The sequence below is a fragment of the Nitrosomonas sp. Nm51 genome (assembly GCF_900111165.1).
Lineage (GTDB): Bacteria > Pseudomonadota > Gammaproteobacteria > Burkholderiales > Nitrosomonadaceae > Nitrosomonas.
On sequence record NZ_FOGH01000054.1, the window covers coordinates 1 to 15,734 of the forward strand.

The window sequence follows — 15,734 nt, forward strand, 5'->3', positions numbered from 1 at the left end:
CATTTCACCCATTGGGTGACTCCTGTCTTTAGTCCGAAAACCTTGACACTACTACGTTTGAGCTAATTTTTGTAGATCTAACTGAGGAAAATAGGTTTAATGGTGTGCCCTGCCGGGCGCACTTACTTGGAGGTGGAAGTCCTCTACTCGCTCGGCAAGGGGAAGAGTTAGCCGAACGGCAAGGGTGTCGGGGTGACTGCGAATCTGGAGGAAGCCGAAGGCCGCAGGATTGTGGTCGATACGGGCTTGGAGAAATTCTTCGGCCGCGTCAATCACGACCTGCTGATGCAGAAACTCTCAACGAGGATTAAAGACGGGTGAGTACTGTGCCTCATTCGCTGGTATCTCGAAGCGGGTATGATGGCAGACGGGATTGTTTCCCAACGGACAGAGGGCACGCCGCAAGGCGGGCTCCTGAGTCCGCTGCTATCGAACATTCTGCTGACGGAACTGGACCGGGAACTGGAAGGCCGGGGCCACGCCTTCTGTCGCTATGCTGACGACTGCGACTCTACGTCAAAAGCCAAGCTGCGGGGGAACGCGTCATGGCGAGTATTACCCGGTTTCTGGCGGACACGCTCAAACTCACGGTCAATGTGGCCAAGAGTACGGTTGCGCAACCGTGGAAGAGGAAGTTTCTGGGCTATAGTTTGGCGTGGCACAAAGCCCCGAGACTGAAGATTGCGTCGAACAGCCTGAAACGGCTGGAAGAGTTAGATGGCTGGATCAGGCGCAAGCTTCGCTGCATCCTGTGGCGACAATGGAAACGTCCTTACACTCGCGCCAAGAACTGATGAAGGCAGGACTGGTGGAGGAGCGGGCATTTCGCCCGGCCTTCAACCAGCGCGGGCCGTGGTGGAACAGTGGCGCAAGCCACATGAACCAGGTGTTCCCGAAGTCCTTCTTTGATCGTTTAGGTCTGGTGTCGCTGCTCGATACGATGCGCCGGCTCCAGTGTGTTCAATGAACCGCCGGATGCGGAACCGCACGTCCGGTGGTGTGAGAGGGCGACGGGAGTAATCTCGCCCCCTACTCAATACTGCCGATAGGTGGAAACCGCAGGGGTTAGAATGTGGTCAGCAAGACAGATTAATTTGAAACGACTGTTGTTTCAATTTCTGCAAAAGTTTTGGCAACTTCGGTGAGCGGGATGGCCTGTCCCAGTTGTTTTTCGATTTGCGTCAATGAAAAGATGCCGCAAATAATCAAGCTGCCGTCATTTTCACGATCCATCACCAGTGTATGCTGCCGGCCGGCATCGCGCAGGCTGGCGATGATGTGACCGACTTTGGCGTGCCGGACATCATCGATGGAAATCGCTTCCAGACTGTTTAACGGGGTCATGATATCCGAAACCAGAATTTCACTGCGTTTGAGATGCCGTTCCTGGTTAAAGCGCACTGGTTTTTCTCCAAGAATGTCAGTCGCTGTGATGACGCCCCGAAGTGTATGATTGTCATTTAGGACAAACAGTGAGCGCACGCCGCGTTGTTTCATATACAAATTTGCCAGATCAATATTTGCGTTCGGTTCGATAGTTGCCACATGGCTATGACGCAGGTCGGTCATGATATCGAGCGCTGGCGACTGGAGCGTAACACGTTTGGCGGGTGCGGATTCGAATACCCTGACGACACCTGACAAGCGTTGCGTTGGAAGTATATGATATTCAGTCATAGCGGAACCCTCCTTAGTCGATAAAATGGATGAGTGAGTGAACATCAAACGATAAGAATAAAAAGCACTTCTACTTGCAGGCGATTGAAAAACCATCCGCGTGGACACCTTAAGAAAATTTTTCAGCACCCTGCAAATGCTTTAAATGCACTCTACGCCGATAGAAATAAAGGGTCAATCATTTTTTGTCGTTTCAGGAAAGCTAAATAACTTTAGCAAGTTATGCGCTACGTACGTGAAAAGCAGTGCGTGCGGCTGCAGTATCAGGCTTCGGGTTTTTTCAAGTTTGCGATAATGTTTTGAGTTTCCGGCCTGATGCCGCGCCATAAATAAAACGATTCTGCCGCCTGCTCGACCAGCATGCCGGTGCCGTCAGCGAGTTGCTGTGCACCCTGTTGTGCCGCATAGTTGAGAAACCGTGTCGGTTCGGTGCTGTACATCATGTCATAAGCCAGCGTGCTGCGTGTAAACATTCCGGATGGTAGTTCCGGCAAAGCGTCACTAAGGCTGGCGGACGTGGCGTTGATAATAATGTCAAAACATTCGCCTGAGAGTTCCATATAATCGCGCGCATTTACCGGGCCGAATTCTGCAAATTGCTGCCGCAGCAATTGCGCTTTGTGTGGTGTGCGGTTGGCGATGACAAGCCCGGCAGGTTGTTGTTGCAGCAACGGCAGTATGACGCCGCGTGCTGCACCACCGGCACCCATGAGCAGGATACGTTTGTCAGTGACAGATATATTCAGATTAACCGCTATATCCCTGACCAGTCCGGCACCGTCGGTATTGTCGCCCAGAATCCGGTCATTGTCGAATTTGAACGTATTGACCGCGCCGGCAATGCGTGCGCGCTTGGTCAGGCCGGTCGCGAGTTGACAGGCTTCCTGCTTGAATGGCACGGTGATATTCATGCCGCTGCCGCCTTGCTGGCGAAAAACATTAACGGTTGATTGAAAACCATCGAGCGGCGCAAGCAGCGCTTCATATTGAATGTCCTGGTCAGTCTGTTGAGCAAAGACCATGTGGATTTGCGGTGATTTGCTGTGGCTGATGGGGTTGCCGATAACGGCGTAACGGTCTGTCATAGGTTTTGGCGGTTAAACTGTTTTACCGGCTGGTCAGTGTGTCCGAACGCGCAAAAACCCAGGTGCGGGTGATATGCAGAATGTCGGTGTCACGGCTGATATCGGGTGGAAACGGGGAAAAACCGTTTTTACCGGCTAATCTGACAATCCGGATGGCGGCATCATCAAGAATTTTAAAACCTGAGGAGCGGTTGATGCCGATGGACTCAAGACTTCCATCAGCACGAATACCCACAGTCAATTGTAAATTGCCGTATATTTTCTCTTTTTTAGCGTCTTCCGGGTAATTCAGATTGCCGATACGTTCAACTTTCATGCGCCAATCTTCGACGTAACGTGCAAAGCGGTATTCAGTTGCCCGGGCGCCGACAAATTTGCGCTTGGGCCGTTTCTGATACGCGTCATGATCTTCCGCGATCTGGGCCTTCAGGCGTGCGATATCCAGACTGCGCTGCAACAAATCGGAAGAGACTGGACCCGTCGGAACGGACTGTTCGCTGGCTTGATCCGGAGCTGCCTCGATTGGCTCGATAATTTTTTCGCTCTGTAAAGCGGTCAGCAGTTTCTGCGTTTCCTGCTCCAGTTGTTTGACTTTCTCTTCGGTAGCAACCGGGTCTCTGGCGGGTTTGCTTTGCGGTAATACCGGAAAAGGCGTTTTTGCCCGGCGGTTTGCATCGACATTGCCGCCACCGTCGAGACTCGACTGTGCAAGCAGTTCGGTGTCGACGGGAATCAATCGGGTTTCGCTGTTCACCAGTACAACTTCAAGCGATGAAGCGATTCTTTCAAAATCGGGCGTCGGAAATTCAAATGTCACACCAAACAAAATTGTAATGTGCAGAAACAGGGAAAACAGCATCATGCGCAACAAACGGCGTGATTGCCTGCTTTGGTAGGAAAACGTCGATTGTTCGTTGAATAGTTTAATTGCAGCCGACAACGATAGAACCTTCAATAAAATTAAACAGAAATAGTGATTTGCATTATTTTAGGCAACATCTGTGAACTTGTCACAACAATAACTGCTGTATCAATATGCATTATTAAAATTGTTTATGAATCCAGTTTTTCAACGAATTTTGCCCTGATGGTGCGGTCGAGTAAATCAATAGCCTGGATTTCCAGTTTTACATATGAATCCGGTGCCATGTTAGGTAATGATGGGACGCGCATTAACAGCGGAATATGATCAAATCTGACCAGATTTTCTTTAATGACCTGTGCATTGATTGTCTGTATATTTTCCTGTAGTAACCAACGCAAGCACCAGTAGTGTTCCATGGAACGTTGAAAATCGCTGTAAATGCTGTGTACGATTTCAAAATCCTGCACTGCAATCAATAAATCGTCGCTGTCACGTGAATAAGGTGGCGTTTCCTCGCGTATCATTGCAATCAGCTGCCGTTGATTGATTAAATCGACATAGCGGCGCATAGGTGAACTTATCCATGCGTATTGTGCAACACCGAGTCCCTGGTGCGGTGCTGGCGAGGTGCTCATTTTTACCTTACTGTTGCCCTGGCTGCGGTATATGCCGGCAATATTGGCTTCTGCGAGTTGTCTGCCCCATTCGGTGTTGGCAAAAATCATCAGCTCTGAAACAACTTTGTCAACGGGTGAGCCGCGGCGCCGCGCCCTGATCGTGACATGGTCGTTATCGATATCGAAGGTGTAATCAATTTTGTCATTGTTAACATCGCCGGCCTTGCCGCGAACTGTTTCCATTTTACTGGCAAAATGCCATAAAATCCGGAGCTCCTGAATGAATGGCTCATTTGTGGGCTCTTGATTCAGCGTATCTTCATTAAAATATGCTTCCAGCGTGTCATGCCGCAGATTTTTTGTAATATTTATTTTTTCAATTCGGTTTTCAACATGCGTGACTGTATAGTCATCTGCAACATCCAGATATAATGAAACCGCCGGGCACAGGCGATGCTCATTAAGTGTATAGCAATCAATGGCGGCATCGGGCAGCATCGTGATTTTCTTACCCGGAATGTAAACGGTTGACAGCCGTGCGGCGGCGGTTTTATCCAGTGAAGTGCCCGGTTGAATGCCCAGAGCCGGTGCTGCGATATGAATGCCGATGCGAAAACTGCCCAGTTTTAAAGGTGTGATTGAAAAAGCGTCGTCGATTTCTGTTGTCGAGGCATCGTCAATACTGAAAGCGGAAACATCGGCCACGGGCAAATTGTTTACTTCACATAGTGCCTGCCGCTGGTCGGCTTCGCTGAAATCGGTGCCGGTTGGAAAGTGTTCCCTCAGGAAGCGATGGTAATGATAGTCATGCGACGACGGGATGGCGCCGCATTTCTCCAGTAATCCGGGTACGGAGAGTTTTGTTTGAATGCTTGCCGCCTCAAGCGCCTTCCATTCTATGGAATTTTTATCCGGCTTGTATAATAATTGCGGAATAATGGCTTTGAATGCCTCTGGCAGTGTGCCGTCACAAAGCTGTTCTGTATAACGTGCTTTAAGCTCCGCCAAAAGCCGTTTTTTCTCCTGACTGGCAATTGCCGCTTTGAGTGCATCCGGCGGGGCGGCTTTATAACGGCCTTTTCCCTTTTTGTAAAAATACATCGGAGCGTTGTGTAACAGGATAAGTGTCGCCGCGGCTTCTACCGGATCGGGTTTGCGTCCGAAATAGTCGGTCGCGAGTGATTCGCTTTCGAATTCGGTATCCTGTGCGCAACATTCCCACAAAAAATCGGGGTCGAGTTCATCCGCTACTTTCTGGGCGCGATCCATGAAATCGGTCAATGCCGGTGTTTCAAAACGTAACAGAACGGATGCCGCTTTGATTTTTGAACGTTTGCCATGTATCGCTTCGACCTGCAATGATGTGATGTTGTCGGCAAGCACGGTCCCTACTTTGAAGCTGCCGGATTCTTCATAAAAAACATTCATGCCATACCATGGTTTTTGCAAATTGGATTGATTGGATAGAAAATTGATCAAGAAGTTGCTGCGTACCAAACAACAGCATGAAGCTGTTTGCTGTCGTCTAATAGTTTTGCATATGATGTGTTGCTATGTGAATTAAATGCAGTCTAACAAGCATTTTGTTAATTATATACGAAGCGGCTGGTTTGGCGGTGGGAAAAGATGCCGTCTGGTTCGCAAGAGCGAGGCTTATGGAACAAAAATGGTTGAGATGAAGTAATCCTGAATAGCTTGGAACAACGAAACAGATATTTAAGAGAAGTAGTGGGGTTTGATTTTTTCGTTACGTGAGCTTTTGGCCTGGAATAAATTGCAGTTGGCCCGGCGTCTGTGAAAGAGGCAAATCATGACATTGATTTTGAGTTATTTTAGAATTGTAATGTAAGACTGGTTTCTTAACAGATGCTCGATGCTTCTTCTAAGCTCGCAGTCGGGTAATGTGTGTGCAAGACGATTCAGATATTCGATGCCTGCACTGCTGATTCCTGGCTTAGGATTGCCGGGTTGTTGCTTCGGAAACGTGGTGGCAGGATTGCCGGAAGCAGGTTTTTGTATCCGTACCTTAATGGATGATATCTGCCATCCTTTTTTTTGAAGTTTTTGCAGGATTGAAGGCGTCATGTGTTTGAGCCTGGCAGCCACTGATGCATTTTCGGCCAGCAGTGTAAGCTGGCTGCGGAATAATGGGCCGAGTTTGCAGTGCTCGAGCAAATGTGCGGGAATGGCGGCAGAAGCTGCTAACATGTGTTCCATTTTTTTTAATTGATGAGCATGGCTAAATAACGCCGTATAATCAGAATTGCTGCACAAGGCATGAAGATATATGTTTAACTTTTTAGAAGCCATGGCTGTTTTGATTTAATTTCCGGAATTAACATTATGAATATTATTTTCATTTCCAGTCAATCAGCGCAAGCGAGAAAAATTGTATTGACTAAGTTGCACCTGATAGCGCTTGCCGGTGCAATGGTGATAACCGTGCTGTTGTTGGCATTGAGCCTGAATTTTTTTTCGCTGCGCTATGCAGACCGGATTGAAGCGCCGGTTTTAAAGGCCCTGCTTGTCAGCCCTCAGGAAAAAAGACATCAGAAAATACAATCGCAGTTGCACGACAATCTAAATGTTATGGCTGTCAGGCTTGGTAAGATGCAAGCACAATTGTTGCGACTGGACGCTATAAGCGCACAATTACTGGAATTTTCTGAATTGGAACCAGACGATTTCATGCTTGATCGATTACCGGGACAGGGAGGAGCTAACACCAATTTACGCACTGAAGCCCTTTCATTTTCCGGATTTGAGCGAAAATTGCATGAATTGTCTAGAATACTCGAAAAACGGTCGGATAAGCTGGGCGCGTTGGAAACGCTGTTGCGCAGCGAGCGGTTGTCAAAACGTGTGATGCCCTCGGTTATGCCGATTGATACTGATTGGTATTCGTCTGGGTTTGGGTTTCGCATCGACCCTTTTACAGGCAGGCGCGCTTTTCATGAAGGCGTCGATTTTCCCGCTAAAACGGGCACGCCTATTCGTGCGGCAGCCGGGGGGGTGATTGTTTATTCCGATCGGCATTCTCAGTATGGTAATATGATCGAGATCGACCATGGCGATGATATGATCAGCCGCTATGCGCATGCCTCGAAGCTCCATGTAGTAGTTGGTCAGGTTGTTACACAGGGACAGGAGATTGCTGAAGTTGGCAGTACTGGGCGTTCGACAGGACCGCATTTGCATTTCGAAATCAGGCATAAAGGTGTGCCGCAGAACCCTTCCCGGTTTTTGAAAAAGTCCGGCTGATTAATAACGTCAGCGAACATTATTACACCTTGCGCGTAATAGTGTTATTCTACAATGCGATGATGCTGCATGCGCATGTCAGTGGCTGGCGCTTGCTCGATGTTGTCGTTGCACTGCGTGTTTTCTTCTCTAAAATTGAGGTTGAGTGAGACGTTTTGTCTCGCTCTTTGTTTTTCCGGATATTAATTTATTTCAGTTTGTTATGTTAGGTAATTTACTCAAGAAAGTTTTTGGAAGCCGTAATGATCGCATCGTCAAACAATATGCGAAAACTGTTGATGTGATTAATTCACTAGAAACAGAGATCGAACAATTATCGGATCCTGAATTACGCGCCAAAACTGAAGAATTCAGGCAGCGTATCAATAACGCAGAAACGCTGGATGTGATTCTGCCCGAAGCATTTGCGGTTGTGCGTGAAGCCAGTAAGCGTGTACTGAGCATGCGTCATTTTGATGTGCAATTGATCGGCGGCATGGTGCTGCATGACGGTAAGATTTCAGAAATGCGCACGGGTGAGGGTAAAACGCTGATGGCTACTTTGCCGGCTTATTTGAACGCTTTGACCGGTCATGGTGTGCATGTGGTCACTGTCAATGATTATCTGGCCAAGCGCGATGCGGATTGGATGGGAAAAATCTATGAGTTTCTCGGTGTCAGTGTCGGCGTTATTTATGGTCATATGCCTCATGCCGACAAGAAGGCCGCCTATGCGGCGGATATCATTTATGGAACCAATAATGAATACGGCTTTGACTACCTGCGTGACAACATGGTGGCGCATCAAGCAGAACGTGTCCAACGTCATCTCAATTTCGCTATCGTGGATGAAGTCGACTCAATTTTGATCGATGAGGCGCGAACGCCACTGATTATCTCCGGACAAGCAGAGGGCGATACAGAAATTTATGTGCGTATCAATAAGCTGGTCCCAAAATTAAAACGCCAGGAAAAAGAAGATGCTCCCGGCGACTACAGTGTTGATGAAAAGGCACATCAGGTTATATTGAGTGAGGAAGGTTTTGAGCACGCTGAAAAATTGTTGGCTGAAGCAGGTCTGCTCAAGTCGGGGTCAAGTCTTTATGATCCGGCGAATGTCAATCTGATCCATCATTTAACTGCAGGTTTGCGTGCGCATGCTTTGTATTTTCTTGATCAGCATTATGTGATCCAGAATGGTGAAGTTGTTATTGTCGACGAATTTACCGGACGCTTGATGCCGGGCAGGCGCTGGTCAGATGGTTTGCACCAGGCGGTAGAGGCAAAAGAAGGGGTCGCCATCCAGAAAGAGAACCAAACGCTGGCTTCTATAACCTTCCAGAATTATTTCCGTATGTATCACAAGCTGGCTGGCATGACCGGTACGGCAGATACTGAGGCAGCAGAATTTCAGCAAATCTATAGTCTAGAAACTGTGATTATTCCAACGCATCGTCCAATGATTCGTGATGATCGCATGGATCTGGTTTTTCGTACCATGGATGAAAAACATAACGCCGTTATCGAAGGAATCAGGGAGTGTTATGACAATGGGCAGCCTGTTCTGGTTGGCACAACATCTATCGAGAATAACCTTTTGCTATCGAAATTATTGGACCGGGCGAAATTGCCGCATCAAGTGTTGAATGCAAAACAGCATGACAAAGAAGCCAACATTATCGTTCAGGCAGGACGCCCAAAAATGATAACGATCGCCACCAATATGGCGGGCCGTGGGACGGATATTGTTTTGGGAGGAAATCCTGAACCGGAAGTGGAGGATGTTCGGAATGACGAAAAATTGAGTGATGCAGAAAAAGAAAAGCGCATCAAGAAAATCTATGCTGAATGGCGGATCGCGCACGATGAGGTCTTGAAAAATGGCGGGCTTCATATCATCGGTACAGAACGGCATGAGTCGCGCCGGGTGGATAATCAGCTGCGTGGACGTTCCGGCAGACAGGGTGATCCCGGTTCGAGCCGTTTTTATTTGTCGCTTGAAGATTCTTTGTTGCGTATTTTTGCATCTGACCGGGTTGCCAACATTATGACGCGCCTCAAGATGCCTGAAGGTGAGGCTATCGAGCATCCGTGGGTTACGCGTGCCATTGAAAATGCGCAGCGCAAGGTTGAAGCGCGAAACTTTGATATACGAAAACAGCTTCTGGATTACGATGACGTTGCCAATGATCAGCGCAGCGTTATTTATCAGCAGCGTAATGAGTTACTGGAAGCAGAGCACGATATATCGGAAACCATCACGGCTGTTCGTGAAAGTGTATTAACCAGTCTGTTTGGCCAGTATATTCCACCGCAAAGCGTCGAAGAGCAATGGGATGTGCTGGGACTGGAAAAAGCCTTGGCTGCTGAGTTTCAGTTGCATTTGCCGGTTCGGAAATGGCTGGACGAAGAACCTGATTTGCATGAAGAAACGTTATGCGAACGGATTGTCGATATTGCAGCACAGCATTATCAAAGCAAGGTTGACCAGATTGGTGCAGAGATAATGCACCAGTATGAGCGCGCGTTGATGCTGCAGATAATAGATACACACTGGCGTGAGCATCTGGCTGCATTGGATCATCTGCGCCATGGCATACATTTGCGGGGTTATGCGCAAAAAAATCCAAAGCAGGAATACAAGCGGGAAGCGTTTGAGCTGTTTACCAACATGCTCGAAGAAATTAAGGCCGAGGTGACCCGGATACTGCTGACCGTTCAAATAAAAAATGAGCAACAGGTTGAAGCAGTTACCGAAACGCTCAAAACACCTGAAAATATGGAGTACCATCACGAAAATGCCTCAGGTGGCATGAAGGACGGCGAAGGCTCCGATGAAAAAGTTCAGCCTTTTGTACGCCAAGGCAGTAAGATTGGTCGCAATCAGCCCTGTCCATGCGGATCGGGAAAGAAGTATAAACAGTGTCATGGCAAAATAAAATAATGCCCTCCTATGTTTCTGTCAGTTCTGACGGCTTGATTCTGCGCAGGCTTTTCGGTTCTTCATAATGTTGCGTGCGGCTCGTCGCCTGGAGAGTTCAAGCGTAATTGTTTCGTATTCCTGTTGTGAAACGGGACACAAAAAAAGAGCTTGGACCTGGCGGCGTAAACAAAGTACATGACTAAATTTCTAGGCGTTATTTCCGGGCGGCTAAGAGCCGGTCCGGCGCTAAATATACGCTAAACACCCGGTAAAGATGATGTGTCTGTAAAATTCGCATATTCTTCGGTTGAGAGTTTTTTGGTATCTCCCTGTCATGATTATGGTATAATGTCCAATTTATTTTATGGGCTGTCTGAATAGAATCCATGGACATCTTTGTCTTCTGGTTTGGAGAAAAGACGTATTTGCGCACTTGGTTTCCATTGGCGTATGAATGAACTGCATCGCTATATGAATAGAATATAGCTGATTTAACCCATAACATAAGTCTGTATTCCTAGAGCAGGTCAGTATAAATAATGTATAAAAGTTGAATTGCTTCCTTTCTTGGTTTTTCACGTGTAGGCTGGTGAAAAAAGTTAAGGGCAAAAAGAATTTTATTAGTGGTGGTTTGCATCATATTAAGCTATTAAGCAACTGATATTTAATGAAAAAATAATTGGTGGAATTTTAAAATATGGCAGATAGTTTCAGCATTGATAGTAAAATGAGTGGGAGAAGGAGGTTCTTGGTTGCTGCGACTTCTGTAGCGGGAGGTGTTGCGGGAGCGGGTATTGCGACGCCTTTTATTTTGAGCATGATGCCAAGTGAACGGGCCAAGGCCGCGGGTGCCCCAGTTGAAGTCGACATATCGAAGCTTGAACCAGGCATGTTGCTGATGGTGGAGTGGCGTGGGCGAGTAGTCTGGATCCTCGACCGAACGCCTGCGATGTTGGCATCCCTGGAAAAGGTCGAATCAAAGCTGGCTGACCCAAATTCAGAAAAAAATCAACAGCCGGATTACGCAAAAAACAGAACGCGCTCTATTAAACCCGAGATATTAGTGGTCGAGGGTATTTGTACTCATCTGGGTTGTTCTCCGGTCTTCAGGAAAGATATAGCGCCAGAAGATCTTGGTCCCGATTGGCTGGGTGGTTTTTTCTGTCCTTGTCATGGATCGAAGTTTGATCTGGCGGGCCGAGTATACAAGAATGTTCCTGCGCCAACGAATTTGGTAGTGCCGCCGCATACTTATTTAAGTGATAACGTCCTTTTAATTGGGGCAGAAAGCAAGGAATCAGCGTAAATGAGCAAACAAAATAATTCGTTTCTTGAATGGATAGACAAACGTTTTCCATTGATTTCTACTTGGAAAGAACACTTTACCGAGTATTATGCGCCAAAGAATTTTAATTTCTGGTATTTTTTTGGTTCGTTAGCGTTGCTGGTTCTGGTCAACCAGCTGATCACGGGAATTTTCCTCACGATGAGCTATAAGCCTGATGCAAGCCTGGCTTTTGCTTCTGTTGAATACATCATGCGTGATGTTGAATTCGGCTGGCTGATTCGCTATATGCATTCAACAGGCGCTTCCATGTTCTTTGTTGTTGTTTATCTGCACATGTTTCGCGGGATGATGTATGGTTCTTACCGCAAACCACGTGAGCTTTTGTGGTTGATTGGTATGGCAATATTTTTTGTGCTGATGAGCCTCGCCTTTACCGGATATATACTGCCATGGGGACAGATGTCTTACTGGGGCGCGCAGGTGATTGTCAGCATGTTTGAAGCCATCCCGTTTATTGGCGAGACGCTGCATAACTGGATCCTGGGTGATTTCATGCTGTCGGATGCTGCATTGAACCGTTTTTTTGCATACCATGTTGTCACCTTGCCGGTTCTGATTGTGGTGTTGGTGTTTGTTCATATCATAGCTTTGCATGAAGTAGGCTCAAATAATCCGGACGGCATCGAAATCAAAGAAAACAAAAATCCGCAAACAAAAATCCCTGTTGATGGAATTCCGTTTCATCCATATTACACCGTGAAAGATATTTTTGGTGTTGTCGTTTTTCTGATTGTTTTTTGCGGCATCATTTTCTTTGCACCTGAAATGGGCGGGTATTTTCTTGAGCACAATAATTTTATACCCGCGGATACATTAAAAACACCGGATCATATCGCACCAGTCTGGTATTTCACGCCTTACTATTCGATGTTGCGGGCAGTAACAGTGAATTTTCTCTGGATCGATGCTAAATTATGGGGCGTATTTTTAATGGTTGCAGGCGTTGCCATTTTCTGTTTCTTGCCGTGGCTGGACAGAAGCCCTGCTAAGTCTATCCGTTATAAAGGTCCGATTTTTAAATTTGCGCTAGCGCTTTTCGTTATCAGTTTTTTTGTTCTGGGATGGTTGGGTACACAACAACCTACGCCGTTGTACACGCTGTTAGCGCAGGTATTTTCGGTTATTTATTTTGCATTCTTCATATTAATGCCTTGGTATAGCAAAATCGATAAAACAAAACCTGAGCCTAAAAGAGTGACCAAATGAATAAAACAAAAATATTTCTGATTATCTTGTGCATGGCTCCTATGAGTTTATTCGCTGCAGAACCTGGAATGCCATTAGATAAAGCGCCTGTTGATACGACTGATAATGAATCGTTACAGCGAGGTGCTGAAGCCTTTGTTAATTACTGCCTGACATGCCACGGCGCGAGTTTTATGCGTTATAACCGTCATCGTGATATTGGTCTGAATGAAGCTGAAGTTGCCGAAAAGCTGATTTTGACGGGGCAAAAACCAGGCGATCTGATGCTGACGGCCATGCGTAAAAATGAAGGTGAAGAATGGCTTGGTGTTGAACCGCCAGATTTGTCTGTGATTGCGCGCGCAAAAGGTGCGGACTGGCTATACACCTATCTGCGCGCTTTTTACCGTGATGAAACAACAGTGCCTGGGTGGAACAATCTTGTTTTTGATCGTGTAGCCATGCCGCATGTTTTATATGAGCTTCAGGGTGAACAAAAACTGGTTGTGAAAACAGCGGGCGGTAAAGAGGTAAAAAGTCTTGAATTAGTCAAACCTGGCTTAATGACGGCATCCGAATATGATCAGTTCGTGGCGGATTTGGTGAATTATATGGTTTATCTTGGCGAACCGGCAGCAAATGATCGTAAACGTTTAGGTATTATGGTTATGATATTTTTGCTTGGTATGCTTGGGTTAACCTACGTGTTGTATCGCGAATACTGGAAAGACATACATTGAGCATGAAGTTTTTATTCATGCTTGGTGATAGCGTTGAGAAAATATAACCATGATGACTTTGTATTCAACGATTACATGTCCGTATAGCCATCGTTGCCGTATAGTGCTGCATGAGAAGGACATGGATTTTGAAGTAATCGATGTTGATCCGAATAACAAGCCGGAAGATCTCGCAGTCATGAGTCCGTATGGAAAAGCGCCGATTCTGGTGGAACGTGATCTTGTGCTCTATGAGTCCAACATTATCAATGAATATATTGATGATCGTTTTCCGCATCCACAGCTCATGCCCGCTGATCCAGTCATGCGTGCGCGTGCCAGACTGTTGCTGTATCGCTTTGAACAGGAGCTATTCTGTTATATTGATGCCATTGAGGGTACAGATGCAAAAGCTGCTGAAAAATCTCGTACGGCAGTTGCGGAAAATCTGACGATGATTGCGCCGATTTTTGAAAAACAAAAATACATGCTTGGCGACGAGTTTTCAATGTTGGATGTGGCGATTGCGCCGTTGTTATGGCGCCTTGAGCACTATGGCATAAAACTGCCAGCTAAGCAGGCCGCACCCCTGTTAAAATACTCTGAACGATTATTCAGCAGGCCGCTTTTTATCGATGCGTTATCCGCTTCAGAGAAAGTTATGCGAAAATGATGAAGTTGCCATCAACAAAACCGTATTTGATCCGGTCAATCTATGAGTGGTGTAATGAGTGTGGATATACGCCGCTACTGTCTGTCAAGGCCATAACTGAAGTAGATTTTCTCGTTGACAAAATTCAAAATGGAGAAATCATTTTCAACATTCATGATAGCGCAGTACACAATCTAGTCATTGGTAATGATATAATAAGCTTCTCCGCTCGATTTGGAGGCGTCGCAAGAGAGGTTATCTTTCCTATAGAGGCAGTGAAAGGCATCTTTGCCAGAGAAGTTAATCAGGGTATTGCATTTTCTGAAAATGAAGAAAACGCAAAAAACAAAATGTCAAAGAAATCGGAAACCGACGCTGAAAGTAAATTGACCAAATCAGACAGAACAAAACCTGAAAAAAAAGGTAAAGCTAGTTTGCGCTTAGTGAAATAAATTCCACATACACATTATTGGCTATATTCGGAAGGTGCTTAAAAAGCCGGCATAGCTCAGATGGTAGAGCAGCTGATTTGTAATCAGAAGGTCCCGAGTTCGATTCTTGGTGTCGGCACCATAAAATCAATAAGTTATATTTAGTTAAGAAGTTAGTGATTATTCACGTAGACGCTATGTAGACAGAAGATCGAGATATGTTGCAGTTAAAAAAATTATTACTGAGAAATTGATTGTTGAGTTAGTTAAATTCGTAATCAATAGATCGGATGATGAATGTCTCTCGGCTGTAATAAATAGTCTCTCTTGGCAGATAATACTAAGTTACTCTTCTGGCGAAGTATGGATAACCGACAGAATAAATCTATATCACTTAGAATTAGTGAACACAGTTTGAAGTTGAAAAAGATATGCGATCAACATTAATCGCTCTAATTTTTCTTTTTAATGCTTAACCTCAACGTTCTGGCTTTATCTTTAAAACGATAATCAACTAACGATTGGGCATTCATCCTTCCAATTATTCGTTTGTTTAAATCGTCAAACTGTAAATCTGCTTGTTCAGAGACTTTCCACTGAGACATATCTTGATAGATATTCTTTCTATGACGATTTGCCACAAGCAAGCCATTTGTATCGACAGCAACGCCAGTAACAAGCTTTGTTCTTCCAGCTTTATACAACTTGGTTTTTCGAGGGTGAGCAGTATGGCCTTGATTATAAATTATTCTCTTTATGTTATAAACAAATCTCGCGTCTAAAGAAGAACCAGAAAAAACAATATCATCTACAAAAACTGTGAATGTAATGCCTTGGGATAAAGATACTTTGTACAAAAGGTTAAACATTGGTTCGTTAGCCCAGAATGCCAAAGGCTATTAGACGACAATTAATCTGTCCGGTCAGGCGACAATTATCTTGACCGGTTGAGCGTGGGCGCCAGAATAAGTTCTTACCTATTGGATAGGAGA

Annotated in this window: 15 protein-coding genes, 1 tRNA gene and 1 pseudogene; 11 read left to right on the forward strand and 6 right to left on the reverse strand. The window is 45.9% G+C overall.

Annotation, left to right across the window (positions count from 1 at the left end):
* Positions 1-360 precede the first annotated feature (360 nt).
* From BMY60_RS16730 to BMY60_RS16370, 3 genes and pseudogenes are all read left to right on the forward strand, one after another.
* Positions 361-510 (forward strand): annotated as a pseudogene (locus tag BMY60_RS16730) (reverse transcriptase domain-containing protein); the annotation flags it as partial.
* A gap of 35 nt (positions 511-545) precedes the next feature.
* Positions 546-794 carry a group II intron maturase-specific domain-containing protein gene (locus BMY60_RS16365; RefSeq protein ID WP_256250837.1) on the forward strand — a complete coding sequence of 83 codons (249 nt, stop codon included), beginning with the start codon at positions 546-548 and terminating at the stop codon, positions 792-794.
* Positions 794-967 carry a hypothetical protein gene (locus tag BMY60_RS16370; RefSeq protein WP_256250838.1) on the forward strand — a complete coding sequence of 58 codons (174 nt, stop codon included), beginning with the start codon at positions 794-796 and terminating at the stop codon, positions 965-967. Before BMY60_RS16365 ends, BMY60_RS16370 begins: the two co-directional genes overlap by 1 nt.
* 122 nt (positions 968-1,089) lie before the next feature.
* Here the strand turns inward: BMY60_RS16370 and BMY60_RS12915 are convergent, their stop codons facing one another.
* The 5 genes from BMY60_RS12915 to BMY60_RS12935 form a co-directional block, all read right to left on the reverse strand.
* A complete protein-coding gene (locus BMY60_RS12915; RefSeq protein WP_090334178.1) occupies positions 1,090-1,677 on the reverse strand; it encodes a CBS domain-containing protein in 588 nt (195 codons plus the stop codon).
* A gap of 263 nt (positions 1,678-1,940) precedes the next feature.
* Positions 1,941-2,762, reverse strand: coding sequence for a shikimate dehydrogenase (gene aroE / locus BMY60_RS12920; protein ID WP_090334179.1), 822 nt, complete (start codon positions 2,760-2,762; stop codon positions 1,941-1,943).
* 22 nt (positions 2,763-2,784) lie between these two features.
* A complete protein-coding gene (locus BMY60_RS12925; RefSeq protein WP_256250839.1) occupies positions 2,785-3,702 on the reverse strand; it encodes an energy transducer TonB in 918 nt (305 codons plus the stop codon).
* Positions 3,703-3,815: 113 nt separating this feature from the next.
* Complete coding sequence (locus tag BMY60_RS12930) at positions 3,816-5,672, reverse strand: ribonuclease catalytic domain-containing protein (RefSeq protein WP_090334196.1); 1,857 nt, start codon at positions 5,670-5,672, stop codon at positions 3,816-3,818.
* 399 nt (positions 5,673-6,071) lie between these two features.
* Positions 6,072-6,554, reverse strand: a complete 483-nt coding sequence (locus tag BMY60_RS12935) for a DciA family protein (protein ID WP_090334183.1) — start codon at positions 6,552-6,554, stop codon at positions 6,072-6,074.
* Between the two features lie 33 nt (positions 6,555-6,587).
* Between BMY60_RS12935 and BMY60_RS12940 the strand changes: the two genes are divergently transcribed.
* The 8 genes from BMY60_RS12940 to BMY60_RS12975 all read left to right on the forward strand — a co-directional run bounded on the left by BMY60_RS12940 (position 6,588) and on the right by BMY60_RS12975 (position 14,884).
* Complete coding sequence (locus BMY60_RS12940; RefSeq protein WP_090334184.1) at positions 6,588-7,505, forward strand: M23 family metallopeptidase; 918 nt, start codon at positions 6,588-6,590, stop codon at positions 7,503-7,505.
* Between the two features lie 202 nt (positions 7,506-7,707).
* Entirely contained in the window at positions 7,708-10,428 is a 2,721-nt protein-coding gene (secA, locus tag BMY60_RS12945) for a preprotein translocase subunit SecA (RefSeq protein ID WP_090334197.1), read from the forward strand.
* 676 nt (positions 10,429-11,104) lie between these two features.
* Complete coding sequence (petA, locus tag BMY60_RS12950; RefSeq protein ID WP_090334187.1) at positions 11,105-11,713, forward strand: ubiquinol-cytochrome c reductase iron-sulfur subunit; 609 nt, start codon at positions 11,105-11,107, stop codon at positions 11,711-11,713.
* Complete coding sequence (locus tag BMY60_RS12955) at positions 11,714-12,961, forward strand: cytochrome b (protein WP_090334189.1); 1,248 nt, start codon at positions 11,714-11,716, stop codon at positions 12,959-12,961.
* Entirely contained in the window at positions 12,958-13,680 is a 723-nt protein-coding gene (locus BMY60_RS12960) for a cytochrome c1 (protein ID WP_090334190.1), read from the forward strand. Before BMY60_RS12955 ends, BMY60_RS12960 begins: the two co-directional genes overlap by 4 nt.
* Before the next feature lie 49 nt (positions 13,681-13,729).
* On the forward strand, positions 13,730-14,332 hold the full coding sequence (locus tag BMY60_RS12965) for a glutathione S-transferase N-terminal domain-containing protein (protein WP_090334192.1): 603 nt from the start codon (positions 13,730-13,732) through the stop codon (positions 14,330-14,332).
* Entirely contained in the window at positions 14,329-14,763 is a 435-nt protein-coding gene (locus BMY60_RS12970) for a ClpXP protease specificity-enhancing factor (protein ID WP_090334193.1), read from the forward strand. The genes BMY60_RS12965 and BMY60_RS12970 overlap by 4 nt, the downstream gene beginning before the upstream one ends.
* Before the next feature lie 45 nt (positions 14,764-14,808).
* Positions 14,809-14,884, forward strand: a tRNA-Thr gene (locus BMY60_RS12975).
* A gap of 310 nt (positions 14,885-15,194) precedes the next feature.
* On the opposite strand, the gene BMY60_RS12980 is transcribed toward BMY60_RS12975, so the two are convergent.
* On the reverse strand, positions 15,195-15,611 hold the full coding sequence (locus tag BMY60_RS12980) for an RNA-dependent RNA polymerase family protein (protein WP_090334195.1): 417 nt from the start codon (positions 15,609-15,611) through the stop codon (positions 15,195-15,197).
* Between the last annotated feature and the right edge of the window lie 123 nt (positions 15,612-15,734).